15 protein-coding genes and 1 pseudogene are annotated in these 18,293 nt (G+C 69.0%); 12 read left to right on the top strand and 4 right to left on the bottom strand.

Annotated elements, in window-relative coordinates; all coding sequences use genetic code 11:
* The first annotated feature begins 108 nt into the window (after positions 1-108).
* The 9 genes and pseudogenes from lpxD to AC1Q5B_RS14810 all read left to right on the top strand — a co-directional run.
* Positions 109-1,128: a UDP-3-O-(3-hydroxymyristoyl)glucosamine N-acyltransferase gene (gene lpxD, locus AC1Q5B_RS14850; RefSeq protein ID WP_492632359.1), complete on the top strand. Its 1,020-nt coding sequence runs from the start codon at positions 109-111 to the stop codon at positions 1,126-1,128.
* Entirely contained in the window at positions 1,128-1,583 is a 456-nt protein-coding gene (gene fabZ, locus AC1Q5B_RS14845) for a 3-hydroxyacyl-ACP dehydratase FabZ (protein WP_192311511.1), read from the top strand. The genes lpxD and fabZ overlap by 1 nt, the downstream gene beginning before the upstream one ends.
* 1 nt (position 1,584) lies before the next feature.
* The gene (gene lpxA, locus AC1Q5B_RS14840; protein WP_492632358.1) at positions 1,585-2,373 is read left to right on the top strand and encodes an acyl-ACP--UDP-N-acetylglucosamine O-acyltransferase; all 789 of its coding nucleotides are present in this window, start codon (positions 1,585-1,587) and stop codon (positions 2,371-2,373) included.
* Complete coding sequence (gene lpxB, locus AC1Q5B_RS14835) at positions 2,373-3,575, top strand: lipid-A-disaccharide synthase (RefSeq protein WP_492632357.1); 1,203 nt, start codon at positions 2,373-2,375, stop codon at positions 3,573-3,575. The genes lpxA and lpxB overlap by 1 nt, the downstream gene beginning before the upstream one ends.
* A 147-nt stretch (positions 3,576-3,722) precedes the next feature.
* The gene (rnhB, locus tag AC1Q5B_RS14830) at positions 3,723-4,328 is read left to right on the top strand and encodes a ribonuclease HII (protein ID WP_492632356.1); all 606 of its coding nucleotides are present in this window, start codon (positions 3,723-3,725) and stop codon (positions 4,326-4,328) included.
* A 149-nt stretch (positions 4,329-4,477) separates the two neighbouring features.
* Positions 4,478-4,885: a hypothetical protein gene (locus AC1Q5B_RS14825; protein WP_492632355.1), complete on the top strand. Its 408-nt coding sequence runs from the start codon at positions 4,478-4,480 to the stop codon at positions 4,883-4,885.
* 120 nt (positions 4,886-5,005) lie between these two features.
* Complete coding sequence (gene dnaE, locus AC1Q5B_RS14820; RefSeq protein ID WP_492632354.1) at positions 5,006-8,626, top strand: DNA polymerase III subunit alpha; 3,621 nt, start codon at positions 5,006-5,008, stop codon at positions 8,624-8,626.
* 96 nt (positions 8,627-8,722) lie between these two features.
* Complete coding sequence (locus AC1Q5B_RS14815) at positions 8,723-9,682, top strand: acetyl-CoA carboxylase carboxyltransferase subunit alpha (RefSeq protein WP_492632353.1); 960 nt, start codon at positions 8,723-8,725, stop codon at positions 9,680-9,682.
* Positions 9,642-10,292, top strand: a pseudogene (locus AC1Q5B_RS14810) (transglycosylase domain-containing protein); the annotation flags it as partial. The gene AC1Q5B_RS14815 and the pseudogene AC1Q5B_RS14810, both read left to right, overlap by 41 nt.
* Before the next feature lie 116 nt (positions 10,293-10,408).
* Here AC1Q5B_RS14810 and AC1Q5B_RS14805 read toward each other — a convergent pair.
* The 3 genes from AC1Q5B_RS14805 to AC1Q5B_RS14795 form a co-directional block, all read right to left on the bottom strand.
* Positions 10,409-13,237 carry a di-heme oxidoredictase family protein gene (locus AC1Q5B_RS14805; RefSeq protein WP_492632352.1) on the bottom strand — a complete coding sequence of 943 codons (2,829 nt, stop codon included), beginning with the start codon at positions 13,235-13,237 and terminating at the stop codon, positions 10,409-10,411.
* A 356-nt stretch (positions 13,238-13,593) separates the two neighbouring features.
* Positions 13,594-14,145 (bottom strand): signal peptidase I, encoded by a 552-nt coding sequence (lepB, locus tag AC1Q5B_RS14800; protein ID WP_492632351.1) that lies wholly within the window; start codon positions 14,143-14,145, stop codon positions 13,594-13,596.
* Between the two features lie 113 nt (positions 14,146-14,258).
* Positions 14,259-15,227, bottom strand: coding sequence for a GAF domain-containing protein (locus AC1Q5B_RS14795; protein WP_492632350.1), 969 nt, complete (start codon positions 15,225-15,227; stop codon positions 14,259-14,261).
* A gap of 124 nt (positions 15,228-15,351) precedes the next feature.
* Between AC1Q5B_RS14795 and tilS the strand changes: the two genes are divergently transcribed.
* From tilS to AC1Q5B_RS14780, 3 genes are read left to right on the top strand one after another with little or no spacing between them, the layout of a single operon-like run.
* Positions 15,352-16,653 (top strand): tRNA lysidine(34) synthetase TilS, encoded by a 1,302-nt coding sequence (gene tilS / locus AC1Q5B_RS14790; protein WP_492632349.1) that lies wholly within the window; start codon positions 15,352-15,354, stop codon positions 16,651-16,653.
* 43 nt (positions 16,654-16,696) lie between these two features.
* A complete protein-coding gene (locus tag AC1Q5B_RS14785; protein WP_492632348.1) occupies positions 16,697-16,957 on the top strand; it encodes an exodeoxyribonuclease VII small subunit in 261 nt (86 codons plus the stop codon).
* Positions 16,947-17,825 (top strand): polyprenyl synthetase family protein, encoded by an 879-nt coding sequence (locus tag AC1Q5B_RS14780; RefSeq protein WP_492632347.1) that lies wholly within the window; start codon positions 16,947-16,949, stop codon positions 17,823-17,825. Before AC1Q5B_RS14785 ends, AC1Q5B_RS14780 begins: the two co-directional genes overlap by 11 nt.
* 53 nt (positions 17,826-17,878) lie before the next feature.
* Here the strand turns inward: AC1Q5B_RS14780 and AC1Q5B_RS14775 are convergent, their stop codons facing one another.
* A complete protein-coding gene (locus tag AC1Q5B_RS14775; RefSeq protein WP_492632346.1) occupies positions 17,879-18,256 on the bottom strand; it encodes a DUF4870 domain-containing protein in 378 nt (125 codons plus the stop codon).
* Positions 18,257-18,293 lie beyond the last annotated feature (37 nt).

The following is an 18,293-nucleotide window of genomic DNA, read 5'->3' as shown; positions in this document are numbered from 1 at the left end:
CCACGCGATCCGCGGACCAGGAAGGGGGGCGCAAGCCCCCCTTCTGCTGTCCACCATACGCCCCCGTGGAAGCGGTCCCGGGGCGGCAGGGGCTAAACTACGCGGCCTATGACCCCTCCCTCCTTCACCTCCGGCGAGCTGGCCGACCGTTTCGGCCTGGAGCTGCGCGGCGATGCCGGCCTGCGCATCGATGGCGTGGCCACGCTCGCGCGGGCCGAAGCGGGGCAACTCGCCTTCCTGGCCAACAGCCGCTACCGCGCGCAGTTGGCCGACAGCCGCGCCAGCCTGGTCGTGCTGCGCGCCGATGACGCCGGCGACGCGACCGGTACCGTGCTGGTCGCGAAGGATCCGTATGCGGCGTTCGCGAAGATGGCGGCGTTGTTCGAACGCAAGCCGGTCCGCGAGCCCGGCATCCATCCCAGCGCCGTCATCGATCCGACGGCGCGCATCGCGCCGGGCGCGCATGTGGGCCCCTTCGTCATGGTGGGCGCGCGCAGCGTCGTCGGCGACGGCGCCGTGCTCGGCCCCGGCTGCGTGATCGGCGACGACTGCGTGGTGGGCGACGGTTGCGAGCTGGTGGCCCGCGTCACCCTGGTCACGCGCGTACGCCTGGGCCAGCGCGTGCTGGTGCATCCCGGCGCGGTGATCGGTGCCGACGGCTTCGGCCTGGCGATGGACAGCGGCCACTGGATCAAGGTGCCGCAGCTCGGCGGCGTGGTGATCGGCGACGACTGCGAGATCGGCGCCAACACGACCATCGACCGCGGCGCACTCGACGACACGATCCTGGAAGAAGACGTCCGCCTCGACAACCAGATCCAGATCGGCCACAACGTCCGCATCGGCGCGCACACCGCGATGGCCGGTTGCAGCGCGGCCGCCGGCAGCGCACGCATCGGCCGCTACTGCCTGATCGGCGGCGCGGCCGGTGTCCTGGGACACCTGGAGATCTGCGATCGCGTGGTGGTCACCGCCATGTCGCTGGTGACCAGTTCGATCACCGAGCCGGGCGAATACTCCAGCGGCACGCCGCTCACCGACAACCGTACCTGGCGCAAGAACGCCGCCCGCTTCAAGCAACTGGACGCCCTGGCACGACGCGTGCTGGCGGCCGACAAGGAAACCTGATGACCCTGGACCTGCAACTGCCCATCGACGCCACCACCATCCGCAAGCTGCTGCCGCACCGCTACCCGTTCCTGCTGGTGGACCGCGTGGTGGAGTTCGAGAAGGACAAGCGCGTGCTGGCGTACAAGAACATCACCCAGAACGAGCCGTTCTTCACCGGCCATTTCCCGGACCGCCCCATCATGCCGGGCGTGTTGATCATCGAGGCGCTCGCGCAGGCGGGCGGTCTGCTGACCCAGCTGTCGCACCAAGGCGATACCGCCGGCCGCATGTTCTACATGGTGAAGGTCGAGAATGCGCGTTTCACCCGCATGGTGGTGCCCGGCGATCGCCTGGACCTGGACGTCACCCTGAAGCGGCTGATCCGCAACATGGCGTTCTACACCGGCGTCGCCTCGGTCAATGGCGAACAGGTCGCCTGCGCCGACGTGCTGTGCGCCGAGGACACCCGCTGAGATGAGCGCCCCCACCGCCATCCATCCCAGCGCCGTCGTCGATCCCGGCGCGAAGCTCGGTGAAGGCGTGCGCATCGGTCCGTTCGCCTACATCGGCCCGGAAGTCGAGATCGGCGACGGCACGGTGGTCGGTCCGCACTGCACCGTCACCGGTCCCACCCGCATCGGCCGCGACAACCACTTCGTCGGCCATGCCGCGATCGGTGGCGATCCGCAGGACAAGAAGTTCAAGGGCGAGCGCGTCGAACTGGTGATCGGCGACCGCAACCAGGTGCGCGAGTTCGTCACCGTGAACCGCGGCACCGGCACCGGCGGCGGCATCACCCGCGTCGGCAGCGACAACATGCTGCTCGCCTACACCCATGTGGCGCACGACTGCATCGTCGGCAACCACTGCGTGTTCTCCAACAACTCCACGCTGGCCGGCCACGTGACCATCGAGGACTGGGTGATCATGAGCGGCTTCGCCGGCGTGCACCAGTTCTGCCGCGTCGGCGCGCATGCCTTCATCGGCATGGGCGTGCTGCTCAGCGGCGACGTGCCGCCGTTCACCATGGTCGCCGGCGATGCCGCCGGCCGGCCGCGCGGCATCAACAGCGAAGGCCTCAAGCGGCGCGGCTTCGACGCCGACCGCATTGCGGCGATCAAGCGCGCCTACCGCACACTGTACGTCGCCGGCCTGCCGCTGGCGGAAGCCAAGCAGCAGCTCGCCGACCAGGCCCAGGCCAGCGACGACGTGAAGGCGCTGCTGCAGTTCATCGAAAGCGGCGAACGGCCGCTCCAGCGCTGATGGACCCGGTGCGGGAGCCCGGCGACGCGACTCCCGCCGCAGCGACGCTGCGCATCGCACTGTGCGCCGGCGAAGCGTCCGGCGACGGGCTGGGTGCAGGCCTGATCGCGGCGTTGAAGCAGCGGTTCCCGAATGCAGAGTTCGCCGGCATCGGCGGCGACGCCATGCGCGCGGCCGGCTGCGATACCTGGTTCGATGCGAACCAACTGGCGGTGATGGGCCTGGCCGAGGTGCTGCGCCACCTGCCGCGCCTGTTGCGCCTGCGCAAGGCATTCCGACAGCGCGTACTGGACTGGAAGCCGGACGTGTACGTCGGCATCGATGCGCCCGACTTCAACCTGGCCATCGAGCGCTGGCTGAAGGAACGCGGCGTCCGCACCGTGCACTATGTCAGTCCGTCGGTGTGGGCCTGGCGCGAGAAACGCGCCGAGAAGATCGGCCACAGTGCGGACCGCATGCTCTGCCTGTTCCCGATGGAACCGCCGATCTATGCGAAGCACGGCGTGGATGCGCGCTTCGTCGGTCATCCGATGGCGGACGATATCCCGCTACAGCCGGATCGGGCCGCGGCCCGTAGTGCGCTCGGCCTGCCGGCCGACGCGCCAGTACTCGCCGTACTGCCCGGCAGCCGGCTGGGTGAAATCGGCCAACTGGCGCCGGCTTTTTTCGAAGCGGCGCGTCATGTGGCGACGCAGGTCCCTGGCCTGCGGATCGTCGTGCCCGCGGCCAACGCCGCGTGTCGGGAGGCGCTGGAAGCCCGGTTCGCCGCCCACGGCGCCGATGCCGCGTGGCGCCTGCTCGATGGCCAGGCGCGCGAGGCGATGATCGCCAGCGACGTGGTCCTGCTCGCCTCGGGCACGGCGACGCTGGAAGCGATGCTGTGCAAGCGCCCGATGGTGGTCGGTTACCGCATCGCGCCGCTGACCTACCGCATCGTCAAGGGCCTGGGCCTGCTGAAGGTCGAGCGCTACGCGCTGCCGAACGTGCTGGCGGGCGAAGACATCGCACCAGAGCTGATGCAGGACGACTGCACGCCCGCGCAGTTGTCAGCGGCCGTCCTGCGCTGGTTCCGCGAACCGGAAGCGGTCGCCGCCCTGCAACCGATCTATGCGCGATTGCATGCGCAACTGCGGCAGGATGCTTCCGCGAGTGCCGCTGATGCGGTGGCAGCGTTGATCGCTCCCCCTGCAGGAGCGACGTGAGTCGCGACCGCACGCCATGAGCGCCACCACGTCGTCATTGCCCGCCGGGCAACACCATCTTTCACGCCTTCTTCTCGGAAGGAGAGTCTTCGAGGATGTCGTTCTCGCGGTCGCGACTTATGTCGCTCCTACAGTGAGTCCTTCTCGATGACGGGCTCCTCGCTGTTCCCGGATCCCATCGTCCGCTTGGTCGCCGGCGTGGACGAAGCCGGTCGCGGTCCGCTGGCCGGGCCGGTCGCCGTCGCGGCGGTGATCCTGGACGAGTCCCGGCCCATCGCGGGATTGAACGATTCCAAGCAACTCAGCGAAGCGAAGCGCGAAGCGCTGTTCCCGCAGATCCAGGAGCGCGCGCTTGCCTGGCACGTCACCTTCGTCGAACCCGACGAGATCGACCGGCTCAACATCCTGCAGGCGACGATGGAAGGCATGCGCCGGGCCGTCATGGCGCTGCAGCCGTTTCCGGAGCTGGTCCGCATCGACGGCAACCGCGCGCCGAAAGGGTTGAACTGCATGGCGGAAACGCTGGTCGGTGGCGACGCCATCGAGCCGGCGATCATGGCGGCGTCGATCCTGGCAAAAGTGTCGCGCGACCGCCTGATGGTGCAACTGCACGCGACGTTCCCGCAGTACGGCTTCGACGTCCACAAGGGCTATCCCACGCCCGCGCACCTGTCGGCCCTGGTGCAGCACGGCCCGTGCGCGCATCACCGACGCAGCTTCGCGCCCGTGCGCGAGGCGCTCAACCGGCGCTGACGGCACGCGCCGTATCGCGTGACCATCGGCACGGTGCCCATGGTCACGATGGCTTCCAGCAGGCGCGCATCTCGATACGCAAGCGCACCATGGCCCTGCATCCCGCGCTCCACCACGCACGGGAGCCCTCTTCCCCCACGAGGTGCGCCATGAGTCCGCTTAACGCTGTCGCTTCTTCCTCTTCCTCCCCCCCACACGCCGTCGACGACGCACGCATGCAGCTGCTGCGCAGCCTGCTGGCGGACCGCGGCTGGTCGCAGGAATCCGTCCTGCGCTCCCGCCTGCAGCAGGCGCTGGCGCGGCTGCGCGAACCGGGCGCGTCGCTGGACGAAGCGACCTGGCTGCTGGTCGCCGACGAAACCGCTCGCTACCTCGACTTCCGTCGCCAGCGGAACCTCGAGGCACAGGCGCAAGGATGCACGCCCGACGCGCTGCGCTACACCCGCGCCGACTGGGAAGCCGCGCGCACTGCCGAAGCGGCGCTGGCATCCCACCTGCGGCACGTCCGCTCCAGCAGTTACGCGCCCGAGCCGGTGCCGATGTTCCGCATCCATTGAGTTCCGGCGCGGCCCACGCAGCCGCGCCCGCCCCACCCCGAGCCCTCGGGTTTTCCCCTAGGCCGCCTTTCCCCGGGCGGCCTTTTTTTCGTGCGCTGCGGCCCGTTCCGTGATGCCGGAATGTCAAGCCTTGCCCCACCCCACCCCCGCCGGTACGCTGCCCCGACAGCACTCCGAGCCGGCATGTCTTCCCGCTTCGTCCACCTCCACCTGCACACCGAGTTCTCGCTCGCGGATTCGATCATCCGCGTGCCGGAAAAGCCGGACCACGCCGATCCCAAGAAAGCCAAGCAGGCCAACCTGCTGAGCCGGGCGGTGGAGCTGGGCATGCCCGCATTGGCGGTCACCGACCGCAACAACCTGTTCGCGCTGGTGAAGTTCTACAAGGCTGCCGAGGGCGTGGGCATCAAGCCCATCGCCGGCGCCGACCTGCTGGTGGCCGATGGCAGCGATGCGCCGTGGCCGGTGACGCTGCTGTGCCGGGACCGCGAAGGCTACCTGTCACTGTCGCGCCTGCTGTCGCGCGCGTGGATGGAAGGCCATCGCACCGATGGCGTCGCCATCGACCCGGAGTGGCTGCGTGCCGACCACCAGGGCCTGTTCGCGATCATGGGCCGGCAGAGCCTGGCCGGACGCCTGGCCCTGACCGGTCGCCATGACCTTGCCGAACAGCATCTCGCCGACTGGCAACGCGCATTCGGCGACGACCTGCATCTCGAGCTGACGCGCACCCAGCGCGATGGCGAAGAGGCGTTCAACGCGTTCGCCCTGCACGCGGCCGGATCGCGCAGCCTGCCGGTGATCGCCAGCAACGACGTGCGCTTCCTGTCGCCGGACGATTTCGACGCGCACGAAGCGCGCGTGTGCATCGCCTCGGGGCGCGTGCTCGACGACCCCAAGCGTCCCCGCGAGTACAGCGCCGAGCAGTACATGAAGTCGGCCGACCAGATGGCCGGCCTGTTCGCCGACTTACCCGACGCCATCGACAACACGCTGGCGCTGGCGCAGCGCTGCAACATCGAGATGCGGCTGGGCACGTACTTCCTGCCCGCGTACCCGGTGCCGGACAACGAAACGCTGGACAGTTGGATCCGCAGCCAGTCGCACGACGGCCTGAAGGCACGCCTGGCGAAGAATCCGCTGGCGCCCGGTCATACGCGCGAGGATTACGAGAAGCGGCTCGACTTCGAGCTGGACACCATCTGCAAGATGGGCTTCCCCGGCTACTTCCTGATCGTGGCCGACTTCATCCAGTGGGGCAAGAACCACGGCATCCCGATCGGCCCCGGCCGTGGTTCGGGCGCGGGCTCGCTGGTCGCGTGGGCGCTGCAGATCACCGACCTGGACCCGCTGCCGTACGGCCTGCTGTTCGAGCGCTTCCTCAACCCGGAACGCGTGTCGATGCCCGACTTCGACATCGACTTCTGCATGGACCGCCGCGACGAAGTCATCGACTACGTCGCGCGCAAGTACGGGCGAGACCGCGTCAGCCAGATCATTACCTACGGCACGATGGCGGCGAAGGCGGTCGTGCGCGACGCCGGCCGCGTGCTCGGCTTCCCCTACGGCCTGGTCGACAGCGTCGCCAAGCTGATCCCGAACATCCTCGGCGTGTCGCTGAAGGACGCGATGGGCGAAGGCAGCAGCGAGGCCGCGTCGCAGGAGCTGATCGACCGCTATCGCGACGAGGACGACGTCCGCGACCTGATCGACCTGGCGCGCCAGCTGGAAGACCTGACCCGCAACGCCGGCAAGCACGCCGGCGGCGTGGTGATCGCCCCGTCGCCGCTGTCGGACTTCTGCCCGCTGTTCGCCGAACACGACGAAGGCGGTCGCGGCAAGAACCCGGTCACCCAGTTCGACAAGGACGACGTGGAAGCCGTCGGCCTGGTGAAATTCGACTTCCTCGGCCTGCGTACGCTGACCATCATCGACTGGGCGGTGAAGGCGATCAACGAACGCCATGCGCGCGCGGGCGTGCCGCCGGTGGACATCGCCGCGATCCCGCTCGACGATGCCAGCGTGTACCGCGACGTGTTCGCCAACGGCAACACCGGTTCGGTGTTCCAGTTCGAATCCACCGGCATGCGGCGTGCGCTGAAGGAAGCCAAGCCCGATCGCTTCGAGGACCTGATCGCGCTGAATGCGCTGTACCGTCCCGGCCCGATGGACATGATTCCGTCGTTCGTCGAGCGCAAGCACGGGCGCGAGGAATTCGAGTACCCCGACCCGCGCACGCGGACCATGCTGGAAGAGACCTACGGCATCATGGTCTACCAGGAGCAGGTCATGCAGATGGCGCAGATCGTCGGCGGCTATTCGCTGGGCGGCGCCGACCTGCTGCGCCGCGCGATGGGCAAGAAGGTGCCGGCCGAAATGGCCAAGCATCGCGAGATCTTCCGCGAAGGCGCCGCCAAGGGAGGCGTCTCCGAGCGCAAGGCCGACGAAATCTTCGACCTGATGGAGAAGTTCGCCGGCTACGGCTTCAACAAGTCGCATGCCGCCGCGTACTCGCTGGTCGCCTACCAGACGGCGTGGCTGAAGAAGCACTACCCGTCCGAGTTCATGGCCGCCACGCTGTCGTCGGACATGGACAAGACCGACAAGGTGGTCGGCTTCCTCGACGAAGCGCGCGGCCTCGGCCTGAACGTGATGCCGCCGGACGTGAACCACTCCGACTTCATGTTCGTGGCGACCGATGCCAACAGCATCCGCTACGGGCTGGGTGCAGTGAAGGGTGTGGGCCAGGGCGTATGCGAGAGCATCGTCGAGGCGCGCCGGGACGGTGGCGAGTTCCGCGACCTGTTCGACTTCTGCAAGCGCGTCGATTCCTCCAGGCTCAACAAGCGTGCGCTGGAAGCGCTGATCAACGCCGGTGCGCTCGATGCGCTGGGCCGCAACCGCGCGTCGCTGGCGCTGCAGCTGCCGGAAGTGCTGAAGGCCATCGACCAGATCAGCAAGAACCGCAATGCCGGCATCGTCGACATGTTCGGCTCCAGCAGCGGCGGCGACGACATCCACGTCGAACTGCCGGTCACCGACGAGTGGCCGCTGATGCAGGTGCTGCACGGCGAGCGCGAGACGCTGGGGCACTATCTCAGCGGCCATCCGATGGACCCGTACCGCGACGACCTACGCTCGCTGGTCGGCAGCGATCTCAGCGAGCTGGACCGCCTCTGGTCCAGTTCGTCCGGCGGCGACAAGAAGGGCTGGCGACCGGAGGTCAATGCGATCGTCGCCGGCCAGATCGTCGGCATCCGCCGCAAGGGCGACAGCCAGGTGTTCGTGCAACTGGAAGACGGCCGTGGCCGCATCGAATGCAGCGCATTCTCCGATGCGCTGGCGGAGTTCGGGGCACTGATGACCCGTGACCGCGTGCTGGTCGTCAAGGGTGGCCTGCGCGAGGACGAGTTCAGCGGCGGCTACAGCCTGCGCATCCGCCAGGTGTGGGACTACGCCCAGCTCTGCCAGCAGCATGCGCATCGCCTGCAGCTCCGGCTCGACCTGCGCGTACCGGGCCTGTGGGAACGGGTCGATGCCCTGCTCTCGCGCCATCGCCCCGGTGGCACGCCGTTGCGCCTGGACCTGCTGATGGCCGCCGACGGCTCGGCCATCGCCGGCATGCTGGACCTCAACGGCCAGAAGGCGGTGCGCGTGGACGCGGAGCTGCTCGACGCCCTGCGTGCCATGCCCGGCGTGCGCGCGGCCAAGCCTGCCTTCCATCGTCCCTGGGCGAACTGACGCGCCCCGTGCGCGGCATCACGGCCCTACCCCCCCGTACGTGACCGCCGGACGGCTTCGGCTACACTTTCCCCCTTTCCGGCCCATGGCCCGCAGATGAATCCGAACTACCTCGATTTCGAACAGCCCATCGCCGATCTGGAAGCCAAGATCCAGGATCTGCGCGCCGCCAGCACCGGCCCGGCGGTGAATGTCGATGCCGAGGTGCATGCCCTGCAGGACAAGCTGCGCGTGCGCACGGCGCAGATCTTCCGCGACCTGTCGCCGTGGCAGGTTTCGCAGCTTGCGCGGCATCCGGCGCGGCCATACACGCTGGACTACATCAAGGTGTTCTGCGACGAGTTCCAGGAACTGGCGGGCGACCGCGCATTCGCCGACGACGCCGCCATCGTCGGCGGCCTGGGCCGCATCGACGGCCGCAGCGTGATGATCATCGGCCACCAGAAGGGCCGCGACACCAAGAGCAAGATCGCGCGCAACTTCGGCATGCCGCGCCCCGAGGGCTACCGCAAGGCGCTGCGCCTGATGAAGATGGCCGAACGCTTCAAGCTGCCGCTGCTGACCTTCATCGACACGCCGGGTGCATATCCGGGCGTGGGCGCGGAAGAGCGCGGGCAGTCCGAAGCCATCGCACGCAACCTGATGGAAATGGCCGAACTGAAGATCCCGATCATCTGCACGGTGATCGGCGAAGGCGGCAGTGGCGGCGCGCTGGCGATCGGCGTCGGCGACCGCACGCTGATGCTCGAGTACGGCACGTATTCGGTGATCTCGCCGGAAGGCTGCGCGTCGATCCTGTGGAAGGATGCCGCCAAGGCCAAGGACGCCGCCGAGCAGCTCGGCCTGACCGCCAAGCGCCTGCACGGCCTCGGCCTGGTCGACAAGGTGGTGCGCGAGCCCATCGGCGGCGCGCACCGCAATCCACGCCAGATGGCCGTGCGCCTGAAGGCCGTGCTGCTCAACGAACTGGACGCACTGGACGCGTTGCCCGTCGACCAGTTGCTGCAGAAGCGCTATGAGCGGCTGCGCGGCTACGGCGCTTACGAAGCCGCCTGAGTCGACGCCGGGGATGGGCTGGATCAAAGCCCTCCTCGCTGCCCTGCTGCTCATCGCCGCGCTGGTCATCGGGCTGTGCTTCGGCCTGTACGCGATCGGCGCGTCCCGGTTTCCGGATGATCTCGAACCGAATGGCTATCGCGCCCCGCCCGGCGTGCGCGCGCTGTACCTCGACGTCGAGGTCGGCGATATCGATGACGTGCCGCACCTCGATCCCGTCAGCATCTGGGGCTATGGGCTCCGGCATCTCTCGGACACGCAGCGCGAACCGCTGGGCGCGCAACTGAGGCTGCTCGGCCACGCCGGGCGATCGCTGGTGATCCGGCAATCATCGCCCGCAGGTCCCATGCGCCGGCATCTCGCCAACCTCGCGGCCACCGTCCACGTCAGCCGTCATTGGGAGATGGACCGGATGGTCGATACCCTGCTGGCGGAAGGGTGGTTCGGCCGCAACGCCAGGGGCATCGAACAGGCGGCGAACGTCTGGTACGGCCGCCCGTTGGCCGATCTGGCGCCCGAAGAGCGCCTGCTGCTGATCGCACTGGTGAGAAGCCCTTCGTACTACGACCCTGCCTGCCACCCGGAACGGTTCGCCAAGCGCTATCGCTGGGCTGCGGCGCAGGCGGACGGATTCGAGCCCGACGCCGCCCTTCACCGCGCTGGTACGCCTGTCGCCGCAGACCTGTCCCGTCGCGCGCTGACGCGCCGGCAGGCCCATGCATCCGCTCAGAGCGACTTGAGGAAATCGACCAGCGCGCGCCGGTCCTCGGCGTTCATCGCCTCGAACCGTTGCTTCGCCGCCGTGCCCTGCCCGCCGTGCCACAGCACGGCTTCTTCCAGCGTGGCCGCGCGACCGTCGTGCAGGTAGCGCACGTTCGGATCGATCGACGCCGCCAGGCCCAGGCCCCACAACGGTGGCGTGCGCCATTCGCGCGCGGTCGCACGGCCTTCGACGTAGGTGTCGGCCAGCTCCGGTCCCATATCGTGCAGCAGCAGGTCGGAGTACGGACGAATAGCCTGGTAGCGCAGCTCGGCGAAACGGTGGTGCCCGGTCCGCAGTTCCGGCGTGTGGCAGGTGCTGCAGCGTGCGGCCTCGAACAGTTGTGCGCCGCGCTTGACGCGCACCTGGCGTGCGCGTGCCTGGGTGTCCTGTTCCAGCGGATTGTCGAAGTCGCGGCGCGGCGGCACGCCCAGCAGGCTCAGGTAGAGCGTGGTCTGGTGGATGTCGGCGGCGGTCAGCTTGGCGCTGCCGGTGTCGACCTGCGCGCACGCCGTGCCCTGGCTGCCGCGTGCGCATTCCAGCGACGGCATCAGCGGCGAGCTGACGCCCATGTCGGTGTTGAACGCCAGCGAAGCCTGCTGTTCGAGTGTCGCGGCCGCCGCCTTCCAGCCGAAGCGGCCCACCCGGCTGAGGTTCGCATCGCGCGGATCGGCGACGATCTGCAACCGCCCGGCCACGCCATCGGGATCGCCCTGCTGCGCCAGCGCGAGGCGCTCCAGTTGCTGTTCGGGCACCGCTTCCAGCAAGCCCAGGCCGATCAGCGAGGGGGCAATGCGCACCGACAGCGCCGTCGGCAGCGCCAGCGGCTGGCCGGCGCGATCGCGCAGCGCATAGTTCGGCCGGCGGAGCACGTAGCCGGTGCCGTCGGCATAGCGGCCCGGCAGTTCGGTGTAGCCGGCGAGCACGAGCTCGGCTTCACGCCCATCGATGTTCGCGCCGGCTTCGCGATACGTGCCCTGCTGCAGGCGCAGCCCGAAGCGCGCATCCGGCGCCTGCGTGCCGGCACCCGCTACGCCGACGAACACGCCCAGCCGGTTCAGCGGTGCGCCGACCACGGGCGAACTGCGGCCGTTGCCGGTATGGCAATCCACGCAACGGGTCTGTGAGAAGCGCGGCGCGGTCTTGCCCGCGTGCGCGGTGAAGACCGTGTTGCTCTCTTCGGAGTGGCGGCCGCTGGCGAACGAGGTGTGGATCAGCCGGCGCCCTTCCGCCCACGGCTGCATGTTGTAGCCGGCGATGTTGTGCGAGGCCTGCTGCAGCATGCGGAACGGTTCGCTGGAGGTGTCTTCATGCAACGTCATCCATGGTCCGGCGGACAGCGCCTCGGCCGGCATCGCCAGCGAGTCCAGCGGGCGCTGCACGCCGTAGCCGGGTCCGCGGAACCAGGAGACGATGCCGTGCGATCCCGCACGGTAGACCAGCGCTTCGGCGTAGTAGTTGAAGCGACCGATGACATCGGGGTTGCCTGCCAGGAAGATGCCCAGCTCGAACTCCACCAGGTCGCCCTTGCGCAGCGGACGGTGTCCCTGGTTGGCGGCGGTGCGGATCTCCTTGACCAGCACGAAAGCGTTGCCGGGCGCGCCGGCCGGTGGCGTGTAGTTGCCGTTGGGGTCCTGCCCGAGTTGCGCGTAGTTGGCGATCGGCGTCTGCGTGGCCACGCCGCCGGGCAGCAGCTTCATGCCGCCGTTGTCGGCGTAAAGCGCGACCGACGTCGGCTCCAGCGGATCCTCGCCGCGCCGGCCGATGTAGCCATGGCGGAAGTTGGTGCCGTACCAGTAATGCTGCGGCTTCACCACCACGGTGAGGATGCGCTGCTCGCCCGAGGTGCCGGGCACGGCGTCGTCGTAGATCAGGATCTCGTGCGTGCGCCGTTCGAAGTAATGCGGCGGGAACACCTGGTAGCTGTCGTCGACGATGGGCTCGCGCGCATGGCGATCGCGCACGCGGCCGCCGACGTGCGTCACCAGCGTGCCGTCGTCCTGGGTGGAATGGATCGGCGCGGCGTCGTCCGGCCACAACAGCGGCTGGTAGACCGCCGATGGCGGCACCGGCCGCGGAGGCGGCAGCAGCGGCTGCGAGCCGTTCTGTCGGATCGGCTGCGGCTCGCCCGCACCGAGCTGGAACTGCTGGGCGGGCACGGCCGCGCAGGTGAGCTGCTCGACCGAGGCGCCCGCCACGGTCGCTGCCGCGACGATGCCCAGGCACTTGCCGCTGTTGACGTTGACGATACGGTAACGGTCGCTGGCATCGATGCGCTGCAGGCGGAAGCGCTGCGCACCGCTGCCATTGTCGTCCCACTGCTGCACGATGACGTGGTCGGCGGCGGAGCCAGCGGGAATGTCGGCCGACTTCTGCGTGTGGAGGTTGCGCAGGCGATACTGCCCCGTCGTCGTTTCCGCGATATCGAAGAACTGCCGGTGCAGCGTGGCATCGCAGGCCGATTGCACCAGCGGGGTGCCGTTGGCGGTGCTGCCATCGCGGATCTCGATGCACAACCCGCTCAGCACACTGGCGATGCGGTAACGGCCCGCGGGCACGGGATCGACGTTGATGTTCTGCGGCGGTGCGGCCTGGGCTTCGGCGGCGGCCGTGACGTGGCTGCCCGTGGCCTGGCCGGGCAGCGCGGCGGAGGCGGACGCCGGTCGGGCGCTGCTCCAGAACGGGGCATCGCGCGCATCGTCCGACGGCGCGGAACAGGCGGCCAGCGACATCGCGGCCAGCAGGGAGAGCATCGCCGGTGCGCGACGGCACCGGTCATGGGCAGGGGAATACATCGGGTACCGACTCCGTGGGGACGTGTGGGGAACGCCAGCGGCACTCCGCTTCATTCCCCGAAGCGAAGGCGCACCATCCGATGGCGGGACGCGGCATCGTCGCAGAGCGTCTACCCTTGCCGCTGTGACCGGCACCGCACAACTTGCCGCTGCGCACGCGCCTGCCGGCGACGCGACGTGCGCTGCCGCTGGCGCCGGCCATGCGGACCGACGATGCCGGGCGCTTCGCCGGCACGCCCCATCCGCATGAGCCCATGCCTGCTACGGGCGGGCCTGGGCGCTGAAAGAACCGGCGCTCAAGGACCCGTGCGCCCGCGATCCCGACCTGATGCGCCGACTGGCGAAAGCGCAGGGCGTCAGAACAGCGGACCGACGACCCTGCCGGTGATGTCGTCCCGCCGTGTCATCGGCTGAAGCCGGCTATCCATACTGTTGTCGCGGTTGTCGCCCATCATGAAGTAATGCCCCTCCGGCACGCGGACGGGCGCGAACGTCAGCGAATAGTCCGTGCGCACGTTGCTTGCGGCGACGTACGGTTCTTCCAGCACCGCACCGTCGATGCGCACCCTGCCATCGACGATGTCCACCGTTTCGCCCGGCAGCGCGACAATGCGCTGCAACCACACCTGCCCTTCGTGTCCGGGTACGAACAGCGTGACCACGTCGCCGCGCTGCGGCGCATGCCGGGTGTAATGGCCGGCGCGCGTCACGAGCACCTGGCCTGGCGCAATGCCCTGCAACATGCTGGAGGAGGGCACCCGATACAGGCCGTGCGCCAGGATGCGTTGGCGCGGGTCCATCGAGCGGACACCGAATGGATTGACCGCATACATCGTCACCAAGACCACGGGAACGAGGACAGCCGATGCGATGAGCAGGCGGACGATGGATCGACGCAGGGGCGACATGCTTTCTCCATGGCGGAACGGAGCCGACGACCAGTCTGCCGCAGATCGCCGCGCTCGGCAGGCGTCATTGCGATCCGCCGGCACCTCCATCGTGCACCGCGAGGCGAAACGCGTCAGGCCGCAGCGCGTCCGCTCGCCACCGCGTCCTTCTGCAGGCTGAGGCACTCTTCCGCGCGCAGGTAGACCCGATGCATGGCCTCGCCCGGCGCGGCGGTCGCGGCACCCACCTGCAAGGACAATCCTTCGCGCTGGCCGGCCCGATGCGCAACCTCGCGCAGCGCCTGCACGCGCATCTCCAGATCTTCGCCATGCAGCATTGCGACGTACTCGGCACTGCCGGTGACGCGGCTGACATGGTCGCCGAGCTCTGGCGCCACGCAGGCGTCGAAATCCGGCGCCAGTCCCTGCAAGCGTCGCTTCAGTGTGCGATCCCCCATCCGGCGCGCCGCGTCGGCCATCCCCTGCAGCTCGACGATCGCCACCGCATAGGCCGGACCAGCGGCCGATGCGGCCCGTGCGGTCTCGGCGACGGTCGCGGAGGACAGGTCCGGCTGCAGCGCCACCCGTACGTCCGCTTCGTGCTGCGCGCGGTGCGCGTCCAGCAATGCCATCGTCACGCGCGCCAGCGCACGCAGCGACGCTTTCTGCTGATGGCTCAGGCGACGCGGCTGGGTGTCGACCACGCAGACCGTGCCGAGCGCTTCGCCATTGTAGGTGACCAGCGGCATGCCGGCGTAGAAACGCGCCTTGACGTCGCCGGTCACGATCGGGAAATCGGTGAAGCGGGCGTCCTCGCTGAGGTCCTGGATTTCCAGCAGTTCGTCCGGCCGGCGGATCGCGTGGTCGCAGACGGCGGTGTCGCGGGTGGTCTCGTGCCCGTCCAGGCCGACGCGTGCCTTGAACCACTGGCGGTCCCGGTCGATCAGCGAAACCACCGCGATCGGCGTGCCACACAATGCCGCGGCGATGTTCACCAGATCGTCGTAGACCGTGTTCGGCAGACTGTCGACCACGTGATACCGGTCGAGCACATGTTGGCGCCGGGTTTCCGGCGCATCGGGGGAGGCGGACGAAGCCGTCATGCGTTCTCCTTCGTGTCCATGGCGCCGGTATGGTCACCACGGCACGGTTCACGCGCCGTCAACGCGCCGTTGCGCGCACGCCATGGCGGCTGCACTTCGCATGCATCGTCGCTAGCATGGGCGCATGTCGTCTTCCGCTTCGCCGGTACTCCTCCTGTCGCCGCCACCAGTGGCGGGGCGCGTATGGGTCGCCTTCAGCGGCGGGATGGATTCGACGGTGCTGCTGCACCGGCTCGCGCAGGACTCCGCCCTGCGTGTGCATGGCCTCGGGGCGATCCACGTGCATCATGGGCTTCAGCCGGACGCCGATGCCTGGGCCGCGCATTGCGAAGCGCTCGGCGCGACACTCGGCGTGCCTGTGCGGGTATATCGCGTACAGGTGGATACCGCGCGCGGCGAAGGCATCGAGGCCGCCGCGCGACGCGCGCGCCACGCCGTGTTCGCCGATGCCATGCAGGCGGGCGACATCATCGCCCTCGCCCACCATCGCGACGACCAGGCCGAAACCTTCCTGCTGCGGGCGTTGCGTGCATCGGGACCGGACGGCTTGGCGGCGATGCGGCCATGGCGGGCATTTGGCGCCGGATGGCTGTGGCGCCCCCTGCTGGCGTCGCCACGCGAAGCGCTGCAGGCCTACGCCGACGCGAACGCCCTGCGCTGGATCGAGGATCCGACCAACCGGAGCATCGCACTTGACCGCAATTTCCTGCGGCACGAGGTGCTGCCCCTGTTGCGGCAGCGCTGGCCGCACGTGGACCTCGCCTTCGCGCGCAGCGCCGCGCTCTCCGCGGAAGCCGCCGATCTGCTGGCGCGCCAGGACCGCGACGTGCTTGCGAGGGCCGCCACTGCGGATCCGGCCGCTCTCCGGGTCGCGCCCTTGCGCGATGCCTGTGCGGCGTCGCGAGCGCGTGCACTGCGGCGCTGGATCGACGGGCTGTCATTGCCGCCGCTGCCTGCGGGGGGCGTCGCCCGGATAGACGCGCACCTGCTCGACACGCGCGCGGATGCGCAGGCCGAGTTCGCCTGGCACGGCGCGATCGTGCGGCGCTGGCGCGGCCTGTTGCACGCCGAGCACCTGCGCCCTGCCCTGCCGCAGGATTGGCAGGCCGACTGGGATGGCGTCACGCCGCTCCCGCTACCGGATGGCGGCCTCGTGTGGCTTGAAGGTGGCCGCGGTCCGCTGGCCGCGCCCCTGCGCCTGACGGCCCGTCGCGGCGGCGAACGCATCGCCCTGCCCGGCCGGCCGCACCGGCATGCGCTGAAGGATGTGCTGCAGTCGCTGGGCATCCCGCCGTGGGAGCGGCGCCAGCTGCCGCTGCTGTGGCAGGGCGATGCACTGTGGGCCGCCGGCGACCTCGTGCTCTCGGCCGATTGCGACGCGTGGCTGCGTACCCACGACCGTCGCCTGGTATGGCGGCGCGGCTGAGACGGCGTTTGACCTGGCCGCAGGCGATCCCCACACTTGCCGCATGGCAAAGAAGACCCCTGCAGACGCATCGCCCGTCGCCCATTTCGAACAGTCGCTGGACGAGCTGGAGCAACTGGTCGAGAAGATGGAACACGGCGACCTGAGCCTGGAAGCCTCGCTCGCGGCCTACGAACGCGGCGTGGGCCTGTACCGGCAATGCCAGGCGGCACTCGAACAGGCCGAATTGCGCGTCCGCCTGCTCAGCGATCCGGAACAGCCGGAGAACGGCGAAGCCTTCGCGCCCGCGCCTGATGGCCGCTGATCCGCGTTTCGCCGCCTGGGCAGCGGCGCTGGAAGGCCGCCTGGATGCAGCATTGCCCCCGGCCGATACCGCCCCGCAACGCCTGCATGCCGCCATGCGCCACGCCGTGCTCGGCGGCGGCAAGCGCATGCGCGCCCTGCTCGTGTACGCCGGCGGCACCTTGCTTCAGGCAGACGAAAGTGTCCTGCATGCGCCCGCCGTCGCGGTCGAACTGATCCACGCGTATTCGCTGGTGCACGACGATCTGCCGGCGATGGACGACGACGACCTGCGCCGCGGCAAGCCCACCGTGCACATCGCCTTCGACGAAGCCACCGCCATCCTCGCTGGCGACGCGCTGCAGACGCGTGCCTTCGAACACCTGGCCGCGGCCGATGCCGCCGCCACGTTGCGCGTGGACTGGCTGGCGGCGCTGGCCCGGGCGTCCGGCGCGGCCGGCATGTGCGGCGGCCAGGCGCTCGACATCGACGCCACCGGCACGCAGCAATCGCTGGACGACCTGCAACGGATGCACGCACTCAAGACCGGCGCGCTGATCCGCGCCGCCGTGCGGATGGGAGCGCTTGCCGGCGGTGCCGACGCCGCCACGCTGGCACGGCTGGACGATTTCGCCACCGCGCTGGGCCTGGCCTTCCAGGTGCGCGACGACATCCTCGACATCGAGGGCAGTTCCGTCCAGTTGGGCAAGACCGCCGGCAAGGACGTCGCGCAGGCCAAGTCGACCTACCCGGCGCTGCTCGGCATGGACGGCGCCAAGGCGAAACTCGCGGAACTGGCCGACACGATGCGTGATGCGCTGGCGCCCTACGACCCGCGTGCGGATGCGCTGCGCGCGCTCGGCGACCTGGCCATCCGCCGCTCGCACTGAGCGCACGAAAAAGCCCGGCGATGCCGGGCTTTTTCCTTCCACGCGATGATCGCTTACTTGATCAGGCGCAGCGCGAACGGATAACGGTAGGCTTCGCCGCCGTTCGCCTTGATCGCGGCGATGATCGCGAAGATCAGGCCCACGAGGCTGGCGATCAGGTTGATGAAAATGCCGATGATGATCACCGACAGGATCATGCCGATCACGTAGACGATGGCCAAGGTGATCTGGAAATTGAGCGCTTCCTTGGACTGGTCGATCGCGAAGGACTTCTCGGGATGGTCCTTGTTGATCAGCCAGATGATGAGCGGACCGATGAAGCAGGTCAGGATGCCCAACAGATGGGCAACCAGGGCCAGGGTGCGCTCTTCCTGAGGCGCGCTGCCCGAGGGCGGCGGCGGCGGTGCTGTGACGTTGTCGAACTCGCTCATGCAATTCCCCGAAGATGGATGGTGGTGGTCGGTACGG

The sequence above is a fragment of the Pseudoxanthomonas sp. GW835-FHT14C01 genome, assembly GCF_058793715.1.
This window is presented reverse-complemented; position numbering and strand designations above follow the sequence as displayed.